The sequence below is a fragment of the Thiobacillus sp. genome (assembly GCF_024708915.1).
Window position 1 is genome coordinate 1 of the sequence record NZ_JANJXQ010000027.1, and the last position, 21,474, is coordinate 21,474.

The following is a 21,474-nucleotide window of genomic DNA, read 5'->3' on the forward strand; positions in this document are numbered from 1 at the left end:
CCCGACACCGACGAGGCGCGCGAGACCACCCAGGAAATGGCGGAAGACTACATCCGCATGGGCTGCGCTGAAGTGAAAGCAATGACCGCGCCCGGCGGCAACGCCAACACCGGCAGCAGCAAGACCCTGCTGGTGGTGGGCGGCGGCGTCACCGGCATGACCACCGCGATCGAAGCGTCGAAGACCGGCTACCCGGTGGTGCTGGTGGAGAAATCCGGCGCGCTCGGCGGCTGGGCTGCCAAGCTCTACAAGCGCGTGCCGGTGCATGAGCCGTACAAGTCCCCGATGGATACCGGTGTGGCCGATCTGGCTTCGCAGGTGATGGGCGACAGCAACATCAAGCTGTATCTGAACGCCACCGTCGCCAAGACCGACGGCGCGCCGGGACGCTTCGTGGTCGACATCGCCACCGAATCGGGCGCGACCCATACCGAGGACATCGGCGCCATCGTGCAGGCGACCGGTTTCACCCTGTACGACATGAACAAGCTGCCGGAGCTCGGCGGCGGCCAGTCGCCCAACGTGGTCGACCAGGCCGGCCTCGAAGCGCTGGCGACCGCCGCAGCGGCGGGCGACGGCACGATCCGCCGCCCGTCGGACGGCCAGCCGGTGAAGTCGGTGGTGTTCGTGCAGTGCGCCGGCCAGCGCGATACCAGTGGCCAGCACCTGTCGTACTGCTCGGGCTTCTGCTGCAACGCCAGCATCAAGCAGGCGATGTACTTCAAGGATGCCAACCCGGCGGTCGACACCACCATCATCTACACGGATCTCCGCACGCCGGGCAACGGCGAGGACTTCTACCGCAGCGCGCAGGAGAAAGGCGTCGTCTTCACCAAGGGCAAGGTTGCCCAGGTGCTGCCCAACGGCGCCACCAGCACGGTGAAATTCCACGATCTGATCCTCGACGACGCCGACGCCGCGATGGTGGACGTCGACCTGGTGGTGCTGGCCACCGGCCAGGTGGCGAACTCGGGCGTCAACATCGACGCGCTGACCAAGCCGCAGGTCGAAGGCCAGGAAGGCGAGCCGCAAGCCGCCGGCACGGTGGAAGTGAAGCCGATTTCCATCCTCAACCTGACCTATCGCCAGGGCCCGGATGTGCCACAGCTGAAGCAGGGCTTCACCGATTCGCACTTCATCTGCTTCCCCTACGAGACCCGCCGCACCGGCATCTACACTGCCGGCCCGGTGCGCCGCCCGATGGACATCGCGCAGGCGCGCGAGGACGCCACCGGCGCCGCGCTGAAGGCGATCCAGGCGTTGGAGAACGCTGAACTCGGCCGCGCCGCGCACCCGCGTTCGGGTGATTTGTCGTTCCCCAAGGTGCGTCTCGAAGGCTGCACCCAGTGCAAGCGCTGCACGGTGGAATGCCCGTTCGGCGCCATCGACGAGGACGAGAAGCGCTTCCCGGTGTTCAACGAATCGCGCTGCCGCCGCTGCGGCACCTGCATGGGTGCCTGTCCGGTGCGCGTGATCTCGTTCGAGAACTACTCGGTCAACACCGTCGGCGCGCAGATCAAGGCAGTCGACATTCCCGACGAGTTCTCCGAGAAGCCGCGCATCCTCATCCTGGCGTGCGAGAACGATGCCTATCCGGCGCTCGACATGGCGGGCATGAACCGCAACGAGTACTCGGCCTTCGTGCGTATCATCCCGATCCGCTGTCTGGGTTCGGTCAACACCATCTGGATCACCGATGCGCTCAACGCCGGCTATGACGGCGTGATGCTGATGGGCTGCAAGTCCGGCGACGAATACCAGTGCCACTTCGTCAAGGGTTCCGAGCTGGGCCGTGTGCGCATGTCCAAGATCGACGACACGCTGAAGACGCTGAACCTGGAATCGGAGCGGGTGCGCGATCTTGAAGTCGCCATCACCGACATCCAGCGGGTGCCCGAGATGATCGACAAGTATGCCGCCGAACTGGTTGCCGTCGGCCCCAGCCCGTTCAAGGGATTCTAGTCATGCATCGGCCATTTTTGACGATGCATCATTCAGCAGGCAAGGACAGAGCATGAGCGCAAACACCGCAGTGGCGGACAAGTACCGCAACAATTTCCTGAAGGAAATCGAAGAACAGGTCGAGATGGGCGACTGGGTCAAGATGTGCATGCAATGCGGCGTCTGCTCCGGCTCCTGTCCGACCAATTTTCAGAGCGCATGGGAACATCCGCCGCAGGAAATCTTCATGATGATCCGCGCCGGCAAGCGCGAGGAAGTGCTGACCACCACCTCGATGTGGAACTGCACCTCCTGCTACAACTGCATCGTGCGCTGCCCGCGCAAGCTGCCGATCACCCACATCATGCACGGCATCGCCGAATACGCGCACCGCATCGGCATGGCGCCGAAGATGCAGCCGACACGCTTTTTTAGCGGCCTGTTCTGGAAAAATTGCACCCATACCGGACGTGTCAACGAACTCAAGCTGTCGATGGGTCTGTATTTCAAGGATGGCTTCGTTCAGGGCATCAAGAACGGTATGGCGATGCAGGCGGTCGCGCTGGGCCTGGTCAAGGCCAGGCGGCTGAACGTGATGGAGCTGTTCGGCGGCCACAAGTGCAAGGATCAGAAGGGCATCCAGTCGATGCTGAAGAAGGCCTACGAAATCGAGCGCAGCCGCAAGGCCGCCAGGATGGCAGGCTGAGGAGAGAGATATGGCCAAACATGAATACGCATTTTACCCCGGCTGCTCGTCGCAGAAGGGGGCTTCCGCTTCCAATTATCTGACCTCGGTCGAGTCGATGTGCAAGACGCTCGACGTCAAGCTCACTGAAATCCCCGACTGGAACTGCTGCGGCGCCTCCATCGGTTATGCGGAAGCCGGCGAACTGCCGCGCCACGTGCTGAATGCGCGCAACTTCGCGCTGTCCGAGCAAAACCTGCCCGGACAGGAAATCGTCGCCACCTGCGCCGCCTGCTGGCTGGGCGCGCGCGAAACCCGCGAACGCCTGACGCATTCCGACACCTTGATGGCGGACACCCGCGAAGCGCTGAAGGAAGCCGGCCTCACGATCAACGAGATGCCCGAAATCCGCCACATGGTCGAAGTGCTGATCGAAGATCTCGGCTTCGACGAAATGGCCAAGCACGTCGTGCGTCCGCTCGAAGGCGTCAAGATCGCCGGCTACGTCGGCTGCCAGACCAACCGCCCGTTCGGCGTCGCCGGCGAGTCGTTCGAGAACCCGGTGTATCTCGACAAGATGGTCGAGATGGTCGGCGCCGAACCGATCCCGGAATACGAGCAGAAAGTGACCTGCTGCGGCGGTGCGCTGGCGTTCTCCGAGCCGGAAAAGGCGCAGGCGCAGATCAAGGACATCGTCGAGTCGGCCTACGACCACGGCGCCGAAATGATCGTCACGCCGTGCCCGCTGTGCCAGGCCAACGTCGAAATCTACCAGGGCCAGATCAACAAGCGCTACGGCACCAAGTTCGACATCCCGGTGATGTACTACAGCCAGCTGATGGTGGTGGCCTACGGCGGCAGCGCCAAGGATGCCGCATTGAACGGCCAGGTGATCAAGGCGCGCCGGCTGGAGGAAATTGCCGCCAAGCCGGTCAAGCGCTGAGTCCTTTCAGCCGCACACCAGACAGGGGCCGCGCGCCCCTGTTTTTTTGCCCGATCAGGAGCAAACAAGGGCCGCCCGCGATTCCGGGCCCGGCAGCACGCCCCGGCCTTGACGGTGCCCGTAGCCTGCCATTGGCTTATTCCCGCAGTCATCTAATGTAAATACGCGGGGGCGGAGTATCCCGGTCCCCTTGTTTTTTTTGCAGGAGATTCTTGTGGACAAGCTCTTATTCGGCGCATGCCTCATCGCGGGGTTTCCTTTTGCGGCATCGCCTTCGTTTGCGCTCGCCGCGGTGTCCGCGGTGGAGACAAGGCTGGATGCGGCATCCGCCGTCAGCGTGGCGGGCGAACAGCGCATGCTCTCGCAGCGGATGGTGAAGGCGTATCTCATGCTCGGACAGGGAATCCGCACTGATGATGCCCGGGCCATCCTGCAGGAGTCGATCAGGCAGTTCGAGTCCCGGCTCGCGGTGCTGAAGGCGTTCCAGCCAACGCCGAAAGTGCGGACCGCAGTCGCCGCTCTGGCGGGCGCCTGGGAGCAGTGCAGGGTGCTGTTGAGCGCGGCACCGAGCAAGCAGGGCGCGGTCGCGCTTTACGACGCTAACGAGGCGCTGCAGCAAGCGGCGCACAGCGCGGGACTGGCATACGAGGATGCCGCGGGCGCGGCGGCCGACCGCTCGACCAGCGTCGCAGGGCGCCAGCACATGCTGTTGCAGCGCATGGCCAAATTCTACTTCTACCGGACGTGGGAGCTCTACGACGCCCCGGCCGACATGGAACTGCACCTCAGCCGGGCGCATTTCACCGCCGTGCTGAACCAGATCGAGCGTTCGTCCCTTGCGTCGGCGCAGGTCAAGGCGGGGGCCGCGCAAGTCCGGCGCGAGTGGGAACCATATCAGCAGGTGCTGTTCGCGAGCCAGGATCCGGTGAAGATGCGCCGGGATGCCGCGCGGGTGGCCGAACTCAGCGAGCGGGTGGTCGCGGTGGCGGAGAATCTGGCCGCCCGGCTCGTGACGGAGGGCCAGGGCGCCAGGCTCGTGGCTCGCGAGGTACCGCAGTCAGTCGACATGTCCGTTTTTTCCGGCAGGATGCTCAAGTAGGCGCGTCGCGCCGCCCCTGATCCGTCCGCTTGCGCAGGCGCTCGGGGGCGGGGGTATCGGCAGTGTCCCAACGCGATCGGCAATGCGGGCGTCTTGCCCGCCGGCAGGCATGGCGCCCCGCCCTCATTCCGCTACCTCCACCCGGCGCGAGGATACGCCGAATATCCAGCTCATCGCGATTCCCGCCGAGACGGCGCCCTTCGTTTCGACCAGCGGGCTGTTCTCGTAGACCGCGCCGGATAGCGCGTCGTAGCGCAGGTAGCCGCCCACCCAGTAGCGTGGGAAGCGCCGGGTCAATGTGACCATGACCTGCGAGCCGGAATAGCCACCCGCCGCGTCGTAGGCGGGGCGGGTCGCAGTCGCCTCGGCCGGCCTCACCGAATAGAAATATCCGTTGTATTCGCGGTCATTGAAATAGGGGCCGCCCTGCAAGCTGAAGTTCCAGCCGGACAGGCCGGGCGGACCCCGCATTTCAAAAATGAGATTGGGCGAGAACAGCCAGCCGATCTGCCTTGGGTCGCGCTCGACCGTGATCGCGGTGCGTACCGGCAGTCTCAGGTCCAGCCGCATCCTGCGGTCGGCCGAGCGCCACAGGTGGAGGTTGGCGGTCGGCCCGACCTCGGCCGTGGGCCGAAGCTCGTCCATTCCCTGTCGCGCCGGGTTGTCGCCGTCGAGCGCCGGCAGGGTGCCGTTGAGGCTGACGTTGGCCTCGAACCGTTCGCTTTCGTACAGCAGTCCGCGCAGCCCGCCCTGATCCGCCTGCAGGAATTCCCCGCGATAGACGAGATAGGGGACCGGCAGCAGATGGACGTTGGTGACGCCCGAGCCACGGTAGTCGGGCATCGATAACACCGCGAGGCCGGCGCCGATTTCCCACAGCGGCCGGGTCTCCGCATGGCACACGGGCAGGGCCAGCAGTCCGGCGAATGTCAGGGCGGCGGCGGGTAGTCGGGCAATGGTTCTCAGCATGCGTGTGAGTCCAGTTCCATCCCTACGAGCATAGAAGATGACGGGATGAGCACGCTGCGGTGTTATTTCTTGCCTTCGCGCCGCAGCAGGTCCGCTTTGCGTGCGCTCCCCCAGCGGTATCCGGCAAGCGTCCCGTCGGCACGGACGGCACGGTGGCAGGGAATCGCTAACGCCACCAGGTTGCCGGCGCAGGCGCGGCCCACCGCACGCGCCGCCCCGGGCTGCCCGATGCGCCCGGCAATCTCGGCATAGCTCGCGGTCTCGCCCGCAGGGATCGCCTGCAGCGCCTGCCAGACGCGGCGCTGGAAAACCGTTCCCTGCACATCCAGCGGCAGATCCAGCACCCCCTGCGGCTGCTCGACATAAGCGATCACCCGGGTGATCCAGCGTTTGAATTCGGTGTCGGCCGGTTCGAACTGCGCCTGCGGAAAGCGGGTCCGCAAGCGCTCGGTCAGGGCCTGCGCATCGTCGCCGAATTCGATGGCGCACACGCCCTTGCGCGTGGCGGCGACCAGGATCCACCCCAGCGCGCAGGGCTCGACGGCATGGCGGATGTATTCGCCGGTGCCGCCCTTGCGATAGCTTCCGGGCGCCATGCCGAGCATGGCGGGCGCCTCGGCGTAAAAGCGCCCGGCCGAGCTGAATCCGGCGTCGTAGATGGCGGCGGTCACCGACTGCGCGGTTTGCAACGAGGCCGCTGCCCGCCTGGCCAGGACGGCCTTGTGGAACGCCTTGGGGGTGATTCCAGTGGCGGCCTTGAAGATGCGGTGAAAATGATGCGGGCTCATCCCGGCCTGTTGCGCCAGCTGCGCAAGCGACAGCGCCGACGCACTCTGCTCGATGCTCTGGCAGGCCTGCAGCACCAGCGCGTTGCGTCTTTGCTGTTGCGAAGGCGCATCCGGGCGGCAGCGTTTACAGGGGCGGTAGCCCGCAGCGGCGGCACGTTCGTTCGACTCGAAGAATTCCACATTCTCACGCCTGGCCGCGCGCGACGGGCACGAAGGCCGGCAGTACACGCCGGTGGTTCTGACCGCATAGACGAATTCGCCGTCAGCCTGCGGGTTGCGGCGGGCAACGGCCTGCCAGCGCCGATCGGCAAGCTGCGTGGTCCCCGTCGGGACAGCGTTCGGCAAGGCGGCAGATTCGGTATCCATGGTGGAGATTCGGCTGGAGTTTGATGGCTACAGTGTCGACCGGTTTGGCGCGGCCCGCAATCCGGAACTTGCGGCCGAATCCCGTGCCTGTCGCACCGCTCGCCAAGCGGCGGTATGCTTACGTTTTGCCGGAAAAGCATACGAACATGAAAAAAGCCCAAAACCTCAACCAGCTGATCGACCTGGTGCACGAAGCGGTATACGAAGTCGACGAATTGCGCGCCTGCCTGGAACACGACGACGACGAGGCGTCCACCTATACGCCGTTTCTGGACGATCTCGACAGGATGCTGCGCGAGCTGCACGAATCGATGGTGTCCGGGAACTATGCGGGGGTGGGAAAAGGCGAGGATCTGGCCTTCATCCCGCTGTTCAAGAAACACGAGCGCAGCATTCCGTTCCGCGAACTGCTGCGCACCATCAATGCGACGCACCGCGAGGGATACGAGCCTTGAAGGGAGGCCCAGGAAGCTGCGACGACGGGCTTTCGATATCTGTCCGCTTCGATACCTGATGCCCATGGCCGTCCGGTTTACTTGAGCAACCCTTCCTCGGCCAGCGCCTGCTGCACCGCTGGGCGCGCCGCCACGCGGCCCTGATAGGCCGCCAGCGCGGGCCAGGGCGAAAGATCGAGGCCGACATGCGGCGCCCACGAACTTACCGTGAAAAGGTAGGCGTCCGCTATGGTGAATTGTTCGCCCATGAGATAGGGCTGCGTCTCAAGTACTGCCGCAACATGAGCGAAACGCTGGGCCAGTCGCTCGGTGAACAAGGCCTTGCAGTCAGGCGGTACGCGCGAGTCGAACAGGGACGAATAGGTCTTATGCAGCTCGGTGGAGATGAAGTTCAGCCACTGCATGAGGCGGTACCGCGCCCGGCTGCCGTAAACCGGCGCGAGTTCCTTGTCTTCGGCCTGGTCTGCCAGATACTGCACGATGGCCGGTCCTTCCGTGAGCACATCGCCGTCCGCCAGAGCCAACGCGGGAACATAGCCATCCGGATTGATCTTGCGGTAATCCTCGCCGGATTCTGTCCGACCGGTCTCCAGGTCGACGCGTACCAGTTCCACAGGCATGCCAGTCTCGATCGCCACGATGTGAGGGGAAAGGGAGCAGGCTCCCGGGCTGTAATAGAGTTTCATGGCATTGCCTTCTTAAGTTGAGAGAAACCGGTAATGGGTAGGTATAGCACCTGCTCGTTGCCACCGCAGGCAGTCATCGGGTTCGTTGTGATCGGCATCGAGTCGTTTCAAATGCTGCGCCGAAGCATTCCAGAGAGTGTAGCGATTCGAGGGCCGATCCGCCCGTTGAGCACTTCAGTGACCCGCCATTTCGCACCTTGCCGGTGGATTCACCCGCTTTTGCCATCCCAGGCCGCGTAGGCCGGCACAGCGAACGCCAATCCGGCGAGAACAGGACCAAGCCAGGGTTTCGGTTTCAGCATGATTGGGCAAGGCAGCAGCGAAGCGGCCCAATGTAAGATTCGAGGATGCTGAAAACCATTATTCCGGCCCGCCTCGAATTCAGGGATGGCGTGCCGTATTCCGCTGCCTACGGCGACATCTACCATCCCGCCGACGGCGGCGCCGGGCAGGCGCGCCACGTCTTCCTGCAGGGCTGCGGCCTGCCGCAGGCGTGGGCGCACCGTGCCCGCTTCGTCGTGCTGGAAACCGGCTTCGGCACCGGGCTGAATTTCCTGGCGACCTGGGCGGCGTGGCGCGACGACCCGGCGCGCCCCGGGCGGCTGCATTTCCTGTCGGTCGAAAAGCATCCGTTCGGCGCCGACGACCTGGCGCGCCTGCATGCGCAATGGCCGGAATGGGCGGCGCTGGCCAACGAACTGCGGGCGAACTGGCCGATGCCGACGCCAGGTTTCCATCGCATCGCGCTCGACGGCGGGCGGGTGCAGCTCACCCTGATGCTGGGCGAAGCGGCGGACTGCCTGCCGCAGATCGAGGCGGGCGTCGACGCCTTCTATCTGGATGGTTTCGCACCCGACCGCAATGCCGATCTCTGGCAGTCCGGGCTGTTTGACGAACTCGCGCGGCGGGCGAACCCCGGGGCGGTGGCGGCGACCTACACGGTGGCGGCAGCGGTGCGCGAGGGGCTGGGCCGCGCGGGCTTCGCCTGCGAAAAACGCGTCGGCTACGGCCGCAAGCGGCATTGCCTGAGTGCGCGTTTTGCCGGCAAGGCCGGCGCCGATGAATCCACCGTGCCGCGGCGTGTCGCCGTCGTCGGCGCCGGCGTGGCGGGCGCGGCCGTGGCGCATGCGCTGGCGCAGCGCGGTGTGGCGGTTACGGTGCTGGAGCGCGCCGATTCGCCGGCGCAGGCGGCCTCGGGCAATCCGCTGGCGGTATTCCGCCCGTTGATCTCGCGCGACGACAACTGCGCCAGCCGGCTGACGCGCGCGGCGTTTCTGCACGATCTGCGCGCCTGGGCCGCGCTCGGCGATGCGCCGGAATGGTCGCGCTGCGGCGTGCTGCATCTGGCTAAAGACGCGGCTGCAGCGGCACGGCAGCGGCTGGCGCTGGCCGGCGCCGCGCCGCCCGCCGATTACGCGCGCTGGGTGGAGCGGGACGAAGCACGCGACCTGGCGAACTGGCCGGTCGCCGCGGCCGGGGTGTTTTACCCGGCAGCGGGCTGGGTGGTGCCGGGAAGCCTGTGCCGCGCCTGGCTCGACCATCCGGCCATCCGGCTGAGAACCGGCTGCGCCGTGGCGCGCGTGCAGGCCGGCGCAACCGGCTGGCAGGCGCTGGGCGCGGATGGCGCGGTGATGGCGGATGCCGATGCCGTGGTGCTGGCCAACGCGCGCGACGCCCTGGAGCTGGTTGCGGGGCAGGCCTGGCCGCTGCATGCCGTGCGCGGCCAGGTCACGCGGCTGCCGCCCGGCGGTCTGCCGGAAATCCGGCGGGTGATCGCGCGCGAAGGTTACGTGGCGGCGGGCGCGGGCCAGCTTGTGGTCGGCGCAACCTACGAACACGATGACGAAGACAGCGCACTGCGCAGGGCGAGCGATCTCGCCAACCTGGCCCGGCTGGAGGCGATCCTGCCGGGCGCGGGCGAACGCTGCGCGCTGGCGGCAGCGAGCGGGCGCGCAGCGCTGCGCGCCACCCTGCCGGACCGGCTGCCGATGCTGGGGGCGGTCGGCGGGCAGGCGGGGTTGTATGTGGCGGCGGGCTACGCCTCGCGCGGGGTGGTGTGGGCGGGCCTGCTGGGCGAGGCGCTGGCCGATCTGATGACCGGCCAGCCCTTGCCACTGGAGGCCGATTTGATGCGGGCGATCGCGCCTGGGCGGTTCGCCCGCTGATCAGGCGGCGGTGAGCGGTTTGCCCTTGGTTGCGTACTGCCAGGCAGACTTGCCGATCAGCTATTAGGCAGCATCGCCAGCAACCCATTCAACCGCCGCACAAAACTCGCCGGGTCGTCGAGCTGGCCGCCTTCTGCCAGCAGTGCCTGTTCGAACAGCAGGTTGGCCCAGTCGGCGAAGCGGGCTTCGTCGGCTTCGCTGTCGAGCCGCGTGACCAGGGCGTGTGACGGGTTGATCTCCAGCGTGGGCTTCACGGTGGGCGCGGCCTGGCCGGCGGCCTTCAGCAGGCGTTCGAGGTTGGCGCTCATGTCGCCTTCGCCGGTGACGAGGCAGGCGGGCGAGTCGGTGAGGCGGTGGGTGACGCGGACGTCCCTGACGCGCTCGCCGAGGGTGGTCTTGATGCGCTCGACCAAGGGCTTCATGGCGTCTTCGGCTTCCTTCTGCGCGGTCTTCTCGGATTCGTCTTCCAGCGCGCCCAGATCGAGGTCGCCCTTGGCGACGGACTTGATCGGCTTGCCGTCGAACTCGGTGAGATTGCTCATCAGCCATTCGTCGACGCGGTCGGACAGGAGCAGGACTTCGATGCCTTTCTTGCGGAAGATTTCGAGGTGCGGGCTGTGCTGGGCGGCGGCGAAGCTGTCGGCGGTGATGGTGTAGATCGCGGTCTGGCCCTCCTTCATGCGGCCGATGTAGTCCTTCAGCGACACCACTTGTGCGTCGGTGTCGGTGTGGGTGGAGGCGAAGCGCAGCAGGCCGGCGATCTTCTCCCTGTTCGCGTAGTCCTCACCGGGGCCTTCCTTCAGCACCTTGCCGAACGCGTTCCAGAATTCGACGTATTTCTCCGGCTGGTTCTCGGCCAGGTCTTCCAGCAGGCCCAGCACCTTCTTCACCGAGCCATTCTTGATTGCATCGATGTCGCGGCTGTTCTGCAGGATTTCGCGCGAGACGTTGAGCGGCAGGTCGGCCGAGTCGATCACGCCGCGCACGAATCTGAGATACGCCGGCATCAGCTGCTCGGCGTCGTCCATGATGAAGACGCGGCGCACGTAGAGCTTGATGCCGTGGCGCTTCTCGCGGTCGTAGAGGTCGAACGGCGCGTGCGAGGGAACGTAGAGCAGCGAGATGTATTCCTGCTTGCCTTCGACGCGGTTGTGCGACCAGGCCAGCGGGTTCTCGAAGTCGTGGGCGACGTGCTTGTAAAACTCGTTGTACTCGTCGTCGCTGATGTCCTTTTTGGCGCGCGCCCACAGGGCGGAGGCCTTGTTGACGGTTTCGTCCTCGTCGGTCGGGGTTTCCACGCCGTCCTTCCATTCCGTTTTCTTCATCACGATCGGCAGGGTGATGTGGTCGGAATAGGTGCGGATGACCGACTTGATCTTGTAGTCGGAGAGGAATTCGTCCTCGCCTTCGCGCAGATGCAGCACGATCTCGGTGCCGCGGCCGGGCTTCTCCACCGTTTCCAGGGTGTAGTCGCCGGCGCCTTCGGATTCCCAGCGCACGCCGTGCTCGGCGGTGAGGCCGGCGCGGCGGGTGGTGAGGGTGACGCGGTCGGCGACGATGAAGGCGGAGTAGAAGCCGACGCCGAACTGGCCGATCAACGCGGCGTCCTTCTTCTGGTCGCCGGACAGCTGGCTGAAGAATTCGCGGGTGCCGGATTTTGCAATCGTGCCGATGTGCTCGATGACTTCCTGCCGGCTCATGCCGATGCCGTTGTCGCTGATCGTCAGCGTGCGCGCGTCACGGTCGAAGGCGATGCGAATCTTCAGGTCGGGGTCGTTTTCATACAGCGCGGAATCGGACAGGCCTTCGAAGCGCAGCTTGTCGGCGGCGTCGGAGGCGTTGGAAATCAGTTCGCGCAGGAAGATGTCCTTGTTGGAATACAAGGAATGGATCATCAATTGCAGCAGCTGTTTGACTTCGGTCTGGAAGCCGAGGGTTTCTTTGGTGGCGGACATGCCTATCTCCCGTCAAATACACATAAGGTGGAACGGGAAATGAGGGCGGCGGCGGCGGGTTTCAAGCCCCCGCCGCCGCAATCACTTTTTGTCGGACAGCAGCGCCAGCAGCTCGTCCTGTGCGTTGTAGGCCTTGGCGCGGCGCTTGGTGCGACGGCGGTAGCTACCGTCCGGCTGCATCTCCCAGGTTTGCACATTGTCGCGCAGGTAGGGCTTGAGACCCTCGGCGATGACGCGTTTTTTCAGCTTGGGGTTGAGGATGGGAAAGCCGGTTTCGATACGGCGGAAGAAGTTGCGGTCCATCCAGTCGGCAGAGGACAGATACACCTGCTCGTCGCCGCCGTTCCTGAAATAGAAGATGCGCGTGTGTTCGAGGAAGCGCCCGACGATGGAGCGCACGCGGATATTCTCCGACAGGCCGGCGATGCCCGGTTTCAGCGCGCACACGCCACGGATGATGAGGTCGATCTTCACCCCGGCCTGCGAGGCGGCGTAGAGGGCGGCGATGACCTGCGGTTCGAGCAGGGCATTCATCTTGGCGACGATGGCGGCGGGCTTGCCGGCGGCGGCCAGCTCGGCCTCGCGGTTGATCGCGGCGACGACCTCGCTGTGCAGGGTGAACGGCGATTGCCACAGGCGCTTCAGCTTGCCGGCCTTGCCCAGCCCGGTGATCTGGGTGAACAGGCTGCCGACGTCGGCAGTCATCGCCTCGTCGGCGGTCAGCAGGCCGAAGTCGGTGTAAAGACGCGCAGTGCGGGCGTGGTAGTTGCCGGTGCCCAGATGCGCGTAGCGGCGCAGGCCACCGTCCTCGCGGCGGACGACGAGCGCGAGCTTGGCGTGCGTCTTGTGGCCGACCACGCCATAGACGACATGGGCGCCGGCCTCTTCCAGCTGGGCGGCCCAGTTGATATTGGCTTCCTCGTCGAAGCGCGCCATCAGCTCGACCACCACGGTGACCTCCTTGCCCGACTGCGCGGCGCGGATCAGCGCCATCATCAGCTTGGAGTCGGTTCCGGTGCGGTAGACCGTCTGGCGGATCGCGACGACCTGCGGGTCGGCGGCGGCCTGCTCGATGAAGTCGATCACCGGCTGGAAGGATTCGAATGGGTGGTGCAGCAGGATGTCGCCCTTGCGGACCGCGTCGAACATGTCGTAGCGGCCGGAGAGCTGCTTGGGCAGGCCGGGCTGGTAGTCGGGGTACTTGAGGTCGGGGCGGTCTACCTTGTCGGGCACCGACATCAGGCGCACCAGGTTGACGATGCCGGGCACCTGGTAGAGGTCCTCGCGGCCGAGGCCGAACTGCTGGAGCAGGAATTCGGACATCGCCTCGGAGCAGTTGTCGGCGACTTCCAGGCGCACGCCGTCGCCGAAATGGCGCTGCGGCAGTTCGCCCTGCAGGGCGGTGCGCAGGTTCTTCACCTCCTCGTCGTCCACGAACAGATCGGAATTGCGCGTGACGCGGAACTGGTAGCAGCCGAGAATGTTCATGCCGGCGAACAGCTCGCCGACATGCTGGTGCAGCGTCGCGGAGAGAAAGATGAAGCCGAAATCGACGCCGGTGAGCTCGCGCGGCAACTGGATCACGCGCGGCAGGGCGCGCGGCGCCTGGACGATCGCGGCGCCCGAGTTGCGCCCGAAGGCGTCCTTGCCTTCGAGCTCGACGGCGAAGTTGAGGCTCTTGTTGAGCACGCGCGGGAAGGGATGGGCCGGGTCGAGCCCGATCGGCGTCAGCACCGGCATCACCTCGCGGCGGAAGTACTCGTGAATCCAGGTACGCTGCTCGTCCGTCCATTCCGCGCGGCGCAGAAAGACGATGCCCTCGTGCGCGAGGGCCGGCAGGATCACGTCGTTGAGCAGCGCGTACTGCTCCCGGATCAGCGCGTGGGCCTCCTGGGTGACGCGGCGGAATACCTCCTGCGGGCTGCGCCGGTCGGCGCCGGTGGCGTTGCTGCGCAACTTGATCTGCTCCTTGATGCCGGCGACGCGGATCTCGAAAAACTCGTCGAGGTTCGAGGAGACGATGCAGAGGAAGCGCAGCCGCTCCAGCAGCGGCACGCGCTCGTCGGCGGCCTGGGCCAGCACGCGGCGGTTGAAGGCGAGCAGGGTGAGTTCGCGGTTGAGGAAGTGGTCGGAGGGGAAATCGTGGTGCGCGTACATCTGGATCATGATCGGGAGCCGCCGTGGGATTGGGTATCGATGATGTTGCACAATGATTGCATAAGTATGACACGCCCCGCCAGCACCGTTTCCAGGGATGCGGCGCGTGGCTATCCGTCCGTCGCCTGGGCTAGAATCGCCGCACCGCAAAACCATCGCCGTCACTCATCGTGGTCCACGAACACGTCGCCGCCGTCGATATGGGCTCCAACAGTTTCCGCCTGCAGGTGGGGCGGATTGTCGGCAACCAGATCTATCCCCTCGACGGCCTCAAGGAGACGGTGCGGCTCGCCGCCGGTCTGACGCCGGACAAGCGGCTCGACGCGGCCTCGCAGCAGCGCGCGCTGGAGGCGCTGGCGCGTTTCGGCGAGCGCCTGCGCGGCTTCGAGCCTGATGCGGTGCGCGCCGTCGCCACCAACACCCTGCGCGTGGCCAAGAACGGCCCGGCTTTCCTTTCCCAGGCCGAGGCGGCGCTCGGCTTTCCGATCGAGATCATCGCCGGCCGCGAGGAGGCGCGCCTGATCTACCTCGGCGTCGCCCACACGCTGCCCAATCAGCGCATCCGCCACCTGGTGGTGGATATCGGCGGCGGCTCCACCGAATTCATCATCGGCCGCGACATCCAGCCGCTGCAGCTCGAATCGCTCTACATGGGCTGCGTCAGCTACAGCCTGCGCTTCTTTCCCGACGGCAGGATCGACAAGCGCGGCATGAAGGAGGCCGAACTCGCCGCGCGCCGCGAGCTGCAGACCATCGTGCACGCCTACCGCGACACCGGCTGGGACGAGGCGGTCGGCTCCTCGGGCACCGCCAAGGCGATCCGCGACATCCTCGAACTCAACGGCTACGCCGACGGCGGCATTACCCGCGACGGCATCGAGCGGCTGCGCGCCCGGCTCGTGCAGGCCGGCCACGCGGCGCGCGCCGGCCTCGACGGCATGCGCCCCGACCGCGTGCCGGTGATCCCCGGCGGCCTCGCCATCATGTCGGCGGTGTTCAAGGAGTTCGGCCTGGAGCAGATGACTTTCTCCGAGGGGGCGCTGCGCCTCGGCGTGCTCTACGACCTGCTCGGCCGCTACCACCACGACGACCTGCGCGAGGCGACGGTCAGCCGCTTCATGCAGCGCTACGAGGTGGACCGCCGCCAGGCCTCGCGCGTCAGCCTGCTCGCCCTCGAACTGTTCCAGCAGCTGCGCCCGCAGGACCCGCTGGAGGATTCGGTCGCCGCGCAATTCCTCATCTGGGCGGCGCGCCTGCACGAGGTCGGCATCTCGGTCGCCCATTCGAGCTTCCACAAGCACAGCGCCTACATCCTTGCCAACGCCGACATGCCGGGTTTCTCCAAGCGCGACCAGGCCCTGCTGGCGCGCCTGGTGCTCGCCCATCGCGGCAAGCTGGAGCGCGTGCAGTCGCTGACGCGCCAGTTCCAGGAATCGTCCGAATGGCTGCTGATCTTCTGCCTGCGCATCGCCGCCCTGCTGCACCGGGCCCGCGACGACGCGCCCATGCCGCGCATCGGCGCGGCCGTCGGCCCGCGCGGCTTCCAGCTGCATGTCGACGCCGAGTGGCTGGCGGAAGCGCCGCTCACCGCCGCCGTGCTGACGGAGGAGGTGCAGCAGTGGTCGAACGTCGGCATCGAGCTGAAGGTCCGCCGCACCCGCGCGGCAGCGCGCGACTGAGGCCATGGCCGACGCCCGCGTCAGCGCGAGCACCGATGCCGCCGGCCGGCAGACGCTGACCCTCGACGGCCGCTGGACCCTGCGCGCGCTGAGCGCCGCCGACGGCGACTGGCGGCGCTGGCTTGCCGCGGAGGAGGGCCGGCGCGACGCGAGCTGGAACTGCATGGGCATCGAGGCCCTCGACTCCACCGGCGCGCTGCTGCTGTGGCGCGCCTGGGGGCGGCGCCTGCCCGAGGTGCTGCTGATCCGGCCCGAGCACCAGCGCATCTTCGAGCGCATCGCCGCCGCCGACCGCGAGCCGCCGGCCGTCGGCGTGCCGCGCTCGCCCTTCGAGGGCCTGATCGTCCTCGGCGGCGCGACCCTCGCGGCGGGGCGCCACCTGCGCGCCTTCGTCGCCCTGCTCGGGCAGCTGGCGCTCGACTGCGCGCACCTGCTGCGCCACCGCGCCGACCTGCCCCGGCGCGAGATCTCCGCCAACATCTACAAGAGCGGCGTGCGCGCGATGCCGGTCACCGCGCTGGTCGGCTTCCTCATCGGCGTGGTGCTCTCCTACCTTTCCTCGCTGCAGCTGCGGCAGTTCGGCGCCGACGTCTTCATCGTCAACATCCTCGGCCTCGGCATCATCCGCGAGCTCGGCCCGGTGCTCGTCGCCGTGCTGGTCGCCGGCCGCTCCGGCTCGGCGATGACCGCCCAGCTCGGCGTGATGCGCGTCACCGAGGAGATCGACGCCCTCGCCACCATGGGCGTGCCGCGCAGCCTGCGCCTGGTGTTCCCCAAGGTGGTCGCCCTCGGCGTCGCCATGCCGCTGCTGGTGCTGTGGACCACCGCGATCGCCCTGGTCGGCGGCATGGTCTCGGCCCAGTTCCAGCTCGACATCGGCTACGGCTTTTTCCTCGAAACCCTGCCCAAGGCGGTGCCGGTCGCCAACCTCTGGATCGGCCTCGCCAAGGGTGTCGTGTTCGGCGTCGCCATCGCGCTGGTCGCCTGCCACTTCGGCCTGCGCGTGCAGCCCAACACCGAAAGCCTCTCCGCCAACACGACGGCCTCGGTGGTCTCGGCCATCACCATCGTCATCCTCATCGACGCCGTGTTCGCCATCGCGACGCGCGGCATCGGCCTGCCCAGATGAGTGTTCCCGTCATCGCCATCCGCGACCTCTCCACCCGCTTCGGCGAGCACTGGGTGCATCGCGGCCTCGACCTGGAAATTGCCACCGGCGAGATGGTCGCGCTGGTGGGCGGCTCGGGCAGCGGCAAGACCACGCTGCTGCGCCAGATGATCGGGCTGCTGACGCCGACCAAGGGCGAGATCCGCCTGTTCGGCGAGCCGCTGTTCGGCGGCGGCGTGCTGCGCGAGCGCGCGCTGCGGCGGCGCTTCGGCGTGCTGTTCCAGCACGGCGCGCTGTTCTCGGCCTTCAATGTCTTCGACAACATCGCCTTCCCGTTGCGCGAGCTCAAGTGCTTCGAGGAGACGACGATCCGCGACCTGGTCATGCTCAAGCTCGAAATGGTCGAACTCTTGCCGCGCCATGCCGAACTGATGCCGGCCGAGCTCTCCGGCGGCATGGTCAAGCGCGTCGCCCTGGCGCGCGCCCTGGCGCTCGAACCCGAGCTGCTGCTGCTCGACGAGCCCACCGCCGGCCTCGACCCCGACCGCTCCGACGCCTTCGTGCGGCTGACGCGCCAGCTCGGCCACGAACTCGGCCTGACCGTCGTGCTCGTTACCCACGACCTCGACACCCTGGCGGCGCTGGCGACGCGCGTCGCCGTGCTCGCCGAGCAGCGCATCCTCGCCTACGGCGGCATCGACGCGGTGGTGCGCATCGACCATCCTTTCATCCGCAACTTCTTCCATTCGGAGCGCAGCCAGCGCGCCCTTGCCCACGCCCACTGACCATGCCCGCCGAGGACCGACCATGGAAAACCGCTCCCACGCCTTGATCGCCGGCCTGTTCACCGTCGTCTTCCTGGTCGCCGCCGCCGGCGCGCTCTGGTGGCTGAGCGGCGCGCGCGAGCTCACCGACACCTACATCCTCGAAACCCGCGGCAGCGTCACCGGCCTCAACCCCGAGGCCCAGGTGCGCTACCGCGGCATCCGCGCCGGCAAGGTCCTGGGTATCGAGCCCGATCCGGCCGATCCTTCCCTGCTGCTCGTCGAGATCAGCCTCGCGCGCAAATACCGCCTCACCGACCGCACCCAGGCGCGCCTCAACTACCAGGGCGTCACCGGCCTCGCCTACGTGATGCTGGAGGAGGGCAGGGCCGGCAGCGGCCAGCCGCTCGATACCGACGCGCCGAACCCGCCGCGCATCCGCATCCAGCCCGGCCTGTTCGACACCCTCGGCGACAAGGCCGGCGACATCGCCACCCAGGTCGCCGAGCTGTCCGCGCGGCTCAACCGCCTGCTCGACGAGCGCAACGTGCGGAACGTCGCGCGCACCCTCGACAACCTCGCCGCCGCCTCCGAGGGCCTCAAGGAGGCGCCGCAGCTCGTCGCCGCCCTGCGCGCCGCGCTGTCGGACGACAACCTCAAGCGTCTCGGCGCGATCCTCGTCCATCTCGAAAAGACCGCCGGCGCGACCGCGCCGCTCGCCGCCGAGGCGCGCGGCCTGGTCGCCACCATGAACGGCCTCGCCCAGCGCCTCGACCGCGTCGCCGGCGGCACGGGCGAACGCCTCAATACCGAGACCCTGCCGCGCGCCGAGGCGCTGCTCGGCGAGTTCGCCGCCGCCACGCGCCGCCTCGACCGGCTGCTCGACACCCTCAACGACACGCCGCAGGCGGTGCTGTTCGGCGCCGCCCCGCCCCGGCCCGGACCGGGCGAGGCCGGCTTCGCCGCACCCGCCGCCAAGGAGATGTAAGCATGCGTTCCGTCATTTCCGCCCTCTGCGCCGCCATCCTGCTCGCCGGCTGCATCGGCAATCCGTCGCGCCAGGCCGACGTCGCCATCCACGACCTCGGCAATCTTTCCGGCGCCTGGTCCGCTCCCGGCCTGCCGGTCGGCGGCCTCGCGGTGCGCGCCAGCTCCTGGCTCGACGCGCCGGCCCAGCTCTACCGCCTCGACTACGCCGACCCGCTGCGCCGCCACGCCTACGCCAACAGCCGCTGGGCCGCGCCGCCGGCCGAGCTGCTCGAACGCGCGCTGCAGCGCCACGTCGTCTTCGGCCAGCCCGACTTCGCCGGGCGCGGCTGCCGCCTCGCCCTCGTCCTCGACACGCTGGAACAGCGCTTCTCCAGCGAGCGGGCGAGCGAGGTGGTGCTCGAAGTCCGCGCCCGGCTGCTGCCGAGCCACGGCGACGGCCCGCTCGCGCGCCGCGCTTTCGCCGTCAGGCGGCCGGCGCCGACGCCCGACGCGCGCGGCGGCGTCGCCGCCACCCAGGCCGCCGCGCAGGCGCTGGCGGACGAAATGGCGCGCTGGCTCGCCGCGTTCGCCCGCGAAAAACCCCAGGCCGCCGTGTTCTGCCGGGCCGAATGAAACGACCAAGAGGAGGAGAAACCATGACCGCCACCCAAGCCGCCGACCCCCCGCTGCTGCGCGCCGATGCCGACGGCATCGCGACGCTGACGCTCAACCGTCCGGGCCAGTTCAACGCCCTGTCCACCGAACTGCTCGACGCGCTGCAGGCCGAGCTGGCAAAACTCGGCGCCGACGAGACGGTGCGCGTCGTCGTCGTCGCCGGCGCCGGCAAGGCCTTCTGCGCCGGCCACGACCTCAAGCAGATGCGCGCCAACCACGACAAGGCCTACATGCAAGCGCTGTTCAAGCAATGCGGCCGCGTCATGCAGACGCTCGCCGAACTGCCCCAGCCGGTCATTGCCCGCGTGCATGGCGTCGCCACGGCGGCCGGCTGCCAGCTCGTCGCCAGCTGCGACCTCGCCGTCGCCGCCGACGTCGCCAAGTTCGCCGTCTCGGGCATCAACGTCGGCCTGTTCTGCTCCACCCCCGCCGTCGCGCTCGCGCGCAACATCGGCCGCAAGCAGGCGCTGGAGATGCTGCTCACTGGCGACTTCATCGACGCCCTCGAAGCCCAGCGGCGCGGCCTGGTCAACCGCGTCGTGCCGTCCGACATGCTCGACGCCGAGGTGCGGCGCCTCGCCGACAGCATCCGCGCCAAGTCGCTGACCGCCATTGCCATGGGCAAGCAGCTCTTCTACCGCCAGCTCGAAATGGGCCTCGCCGGCGCCTACCAGCTCGCCGGCGAAACCATGGCCTGCAACATGATGACCGACGACGCCGTCGCCGGCATCGACGGCTTCATGAACAAGAAGAAAGGCTAGGCAGCGGCGGCGCCGGCTGCTCAAAAGTCGGCGCCGATGGGACGGTGGCTACCGGGAGCCACCACCGGTCATTCCTGCCTATTTCAGAATGCAGTGCTTGGCGTAGTCGACGGCCTCGTTCGTGGACCAGTCGCCCTTCGGCTTGGCCTTGAGATCGGCGCACCACTTCTCGCTGCCGATCTCCGGCGCGCAGGCGGCCAGCGCGAGCAGCAGCATGCCCGCCAGCCCGGCGGCCAAGGTTTTCCTGAACGTGTCCATCGCGTGTCCTCCCGAAGTGAATATCCGATGTCCGCCCGATTATCCCCCGAGCCGGCGCACTTCAGGCCAGCACCTTGAGCCACTTCGGCAAGGCGTGGGTGACTATGCCCAGCGCCACGGCGACAGCAGGTTCATCAAGGCGGCATTGCGTCGCGCCCAGACGCACGACGGCTGCTTCCGGCAAGGCTTCGATTGAAAGTTCCATGCTTGAACGATGTACGTGTCTGGCATGTTTCGTGCAAAGAACTCCGGAGTTTGCAACCGCGATGGAGCATGATCATGACGATGGCTTTCGATGGACGGATAGCAATTTCCGGCTTGGTGCCGCTGACACCCACCAAGATCGTCAAGCCCGAGAACTTCAGCCCGCCGGAAATCGTCGCCGAGCCGAGCCAGGCAGAAATCGACGCCCAGATCCGCCGGCAGAACGCCGAGCCGACGACGGCCGTGTTCCGTGTCAATGGCCAGATCGTCGCCGCCATGCGGAATTCCGGCACATTCTTCCCCTCCAGCGCCGGCGCCGTCACCGACGGGCGCGCGCTGGACGCAAACGCGCTCGAAGCCGCCCTGCGCCAGCGCCATGGCAATGCGCTCCGGGTGGAACGCTACCCGGCCGGAACCGGCCCCGCCTTCGGCGCCATCCTCGCCGAGGTCTATGGCGGCAAGGGCTATCTGGTCGACACGCGCGCCTGAACCGGCCCGGCAGAGATTGCCGGCAACAAGCTCAAGCGAAAGTCGGCGCCGGCGTGACGGTGCCTCAGAAGCCGTAGTCGCGCTCCACGCGGCAGACGCGCACGCGGAAGGCCGCATACCAGTCCTTCGCCCGCGCCTGCGCCCGTTGGTGCTCGGCCTGCGCCTTCCACGCCGCGATCGCCTCCAGCGAGGCCCAGTAGGACACCGAAATCCCCAGCTCCTGCCGCGCCGTCTCGAAACCGAGAAAGCCCGGCTGCCGCTCCGCCAGCTCCAGCATCGCCCGCGCCGTCTCGGCGTACCCGTCGTCGCCCGCCGTGCGCACGGAAGTGAAGATCACGGCGTAGTAGGGCGGGGCGGG

At 67.3% G+C, this 21,474-nt stretch carries 21 protein-coding genes; 13 read left to right on the plus strand and 8 right to left on the minus strand.

The annotated features are described in order from the left end of the window. From Q0L94_RS02190 to Q0L94_RS02205, 4 genes are all read left to right on the plus strand, one after another. Nucleotides 1–1,962: hydrogenase iron-sulfur subunit (locus Q0L94_RS02190; protein WP_296749677.1), on the plus strand; the 1,962-nt coding region annotated here is incomplete at its 5' end. Between the two features lie 52 nt (nucleotides 1,963–2,014). Continuing rightward, nucleotides 2,015–2,647, plus strand: a complete 633-nt coding sequence (locus Q0L94_RS02195; protein ID WP_018078680.1) for a 4Fe-4S dicluster domain-containing protein — start codon at nucleotides 2,015–2,017, stop codon at nucleotides 2,645–2,647. Between the two features lie 10 nt (nucleotides 2,648–2,657). Beyond that, nucleotides 2,658–3,569: a CoB--CoM heterodisulfide reductase iron-sulfur subunit B family protein gene (locus Q0L94_RS02200; RefSeq protein ID WP_296749680.1), complete on the plus strand. Its 912-nt coding sequence runs from the start codon at nucleotides 2,658–2,660 to the stop codon at nucleotides 3,567–3,569. 214 nt (nucleotides 3,570–3,783) lie between these two features. After that, entirely contained in the window at nucleotides 3,784–4,668 is an 885-nt protein-coding gene (locus Q0L94_RS02205; protein WP_296749682.1) for a type IV pili methyl-accepting chemotaxis transducer N-terminal domain-containing protein, read from the plus strand. 123 nt (nucleotides 4,669–4,791) lie between these two features. On the opposite strand, the gene Q0L94_RS02210 is transcribed toward Q0L94_RS02205, so the two are convergent. Together Q0L94_RS02210 and ada are read right to left on the minus strand one after the other, a co-directional pair. Further along, on the minus strand, nucleotides 4,792–5,637 hold the full coding sequence (locus Q0L94_RS02210) for a MipA/OmpV family protein (protein WP_296749684.1): 846 nt from the start codon (nucleotides 5,635–5,637) through the stop codon (nucleotides 4,792–4,794). Nucleotides 5,638–5,699: 62 nt separating this feature from the next. Next, nucleotides 5,700–6,791, minus strand: coding sequence for a bifunctional DNA-binding transcriptional regulator/O6-methylguanine-DNA methyltransferase Ada (ada, locus tag Q0L94_RS02215; RefSeq protein WP_296749686.1), 1,092 nt, complete (start codon nucleotides 6,789–6,791; stop codon nucleotides 5,700–5,702). Nucleotides 6,792–6,937: 146 nt separating this feature from the next. On the opposite strand from ada, the gene Q0L94_RS02220 reads away from it, so the two are divergent. Next, nucleotides 6,938–7,246: a hypothetical protein gene (locus tag Q0L94_RS02220; RefSeq protein WP_018078675.1), complete on the plus strand. Its 309-nt coding sequence runs from the start codon at nucleotides 6,938–6,940 to the stop codon at nucleotides 7,244–7,246. A gap of 77 nt (nucleotides 7,247–7,323) precedes the next feature. Here Q0L94_RS02220 and gstA read toward each other — a convergent pair whose 3' ends face one another. After that, the gene (gstA, locus tag Q0L94_RS02225) at nucleotides 7,324–7,932 is read right to left on the minus strand and encodes a glutathione transferase GstA (protein ID WP_296749690.1); all 609 of its coding nucleotides are present in this window, start codon (nucleotides 7,930–7,932) and stop codon (nucleotides 7,324–7,326) included. 347 nt (nucleotides 7,933–8,279) lie between these two features. Here gstA and mnmC point away from each other — a divergent pair, with 347 nt between their 5' ends. Continuing rightward, a complete protein-coding gene (gene mnmC, locus Q0L94_RS02230; protein ID WP_296749692.1) occupies nucleotides 8,280–10,097 on the plus strand; it encodes a bifunctional tRNA (5-methylaminomethyl-2-thiouridine)(34)-methyltransferase MnmD/FAD-dependent 5-carboxymethylaminomethyl-2-thiouridine(34) oxidoreductase MnmC in 1,818 nt (605 codons plus the stop codon). A 56-nt stretch (nucleotides 10,098–10,153) separates the two neighbouring features. Here mnmC and htpG read toward each other — a convergent pair whose 3' ends face one another. Further along, nucleotides 10,154–12,052 (minus strand): molecular chaperone HtpG, encoded by a 1,899-nt coding sequence (gene htpG / locus Q0L94_RS02235; RefSeq protein WP_296749694.1) that lies wholly within the window; start codon nucleotides 12,050–12,052, stop codon nucleotides 10,154–10,156. A gap of 81 nt (nucleotides 12,053–12,133) precedes the next feature. Then, complete coding sequence (gene ppk1 / locus Q0L94_RS02240; RefSeq protein ID WP_296749696.1) at nucleotides 12,134–14,218, minus strand: polyphosphate kinase 1; 2,085 nt, start codon at nucleotides 14,216–14,218, stop codon at nucleotides 12,134–12,136. Between the two features lie 161 nt (nucleotides 14,219–14,379). Here ppk1 and ppx point away from each other — a divergent pair, with 161 nt between their 5' ends. Genes ppx through Q0L94_RS02270 form a run of 6 tightly spaced genes read left to right on the plus strand, consistent with a single transcriptional unit; the run spans nucleotide 14,380 to nucleotide 20,165 of the window. Next, nucleotides 14,380–15,888, plus strand: a complete 1,509-nt coding sequence (gene ppx / locus Q0L94_RS02245) for an exopolyphosphatase (protein WP_296749698.1) — start codon at nucleotides 14,380–14,382, stop codon at nucleotides 15,886–15,888. A 4-nt stretch (nucleotides 15,889–15,892) separates the two neighbouring features. Next, nucleotides 15,893–17,017 carry an ABC transporter permease gene (locus Q0L94_RS02250; protein ID WP_296749700.1) on the plus strand — a complete coding sequence of 375 codons (1,125 nt, stop codon included), beginning with the start codon at nucleotides 15,893–15,895 and terminating at the stop codon, nucleotides 17,015–17,017. Continuing rightward, nucleotides 17,014–17,781 carry an ATP-binding cassette domain-containing protein gene (locus Q0L94_RS02255; RefSeq protein WP_296749702.1) on the plus strand — a complete coding sequence of 256 codons (768 nt, stop codon included), beginning with the start codon at nucleotides 17,014–17,016 and terminating at the stop codon, nucleotides 17,779–17,781. Before Q0L94_RS02250 ends, Q0L94_RS02255 begins: the two co-directional genes overlap by 4 nt. 22 nt (nucleotides 17,782–17,803) lie before the next feature. Next, nucleotides 17,804–18,748 (plus strand): MlaD family protein, encoded by a 945-nt coding sequence (locus Q0L94_RS02260; protein WP_296749704.1) that lies wholly within the window; start codon nucleotides 17,804–17,806, stop codon nucleotides 18,746–18,748. 2 nt (nucleotides 18,749–18,750) lie between these two features. Continuing rightward, complete coding sequence (locus Q0L94_RS02265; RefSeq protein WP_296749706.1) at nucleotides 18,751–19,362, plus strand: ABC-type transport auxiliary lipoprotein family protein; 612 nt, start codon at nucleotides 18,751–18,753, stop codon at nucleotides 19,360–19,362. A gap of 23 nt (nucleotides 19,363–19,385) precedes the next feature. Further along, nucleotides 19,386–20,165, plus strand: a complete 780-nt coding sequence (locus Q0L94_RS02270) for an enoyl-CoA hydratase (protein WP_296749707.1) — start codon at nucleotides 19,386–19,388, stop codon at nucleotides 20,163–20,165. Nucleotides 20,166–20,243: 78 nt separating this feature from the next. On the opposite strand, the gene Q0L94_RS02275 is transcribed toward Q0L94_RS02270, so the two are convergent. Together Q0L94_RS02275 and Q0L94_RS02280 are read right to left on the minus strand one after the other, a co-directional pair. Next, entirely contained in the window at nucleotides 20,244–20,423 is a 180-nt protein-coding gene (locus Q0L94_RS02275) for a DUF3012 domain-containing protein (RefSeq protein ID WP_296749709.1), read from the minus strand. Between the two features lie 61 nt (nucleotides 20,424–20,484). Further along, entirely contained in the window at nucleotides 20,485–20,628 is a 144-nt protein-coding gene (locus Q0L94_RS02280) for a hypothetical protein (RefSeq protein WP_296749711.1), read from the minus strand. A gap of 74 nt (nucleotides 20,629–20,702) precedes the next feature. Between Q0L94_RS02280 and Q0L94_RS02285 the strand changes: the two genes are divergently transcribed. Beyond that, nucleotides 20,703–21,116 carry a hypothetical protein gene (locus Q0L94_RS02285; protein WP_296749713.1) on the plus strand — a complete coding sequence of 138 codons (414 nt, stop codon included), beginning with the start codon at nucleotides 20,703–20,705 and terminating at the stop codon, nucleotides 21,114–21,116. Nucleotides 21,117–21,180: 64 nt separating this feature from the next. Here the strand turns inward: Q0L94_RS02285 and Q0L94_RS02290 are convergent. Then, the coding region (locus Q0L94_RS02290) for an antibiotic biosynthesis monooxygenase (RefSeq protein WP_296749715.1) at nucleotides 21,181–21,474 on the minus strand (294 nt) is incomplete at its 5' end.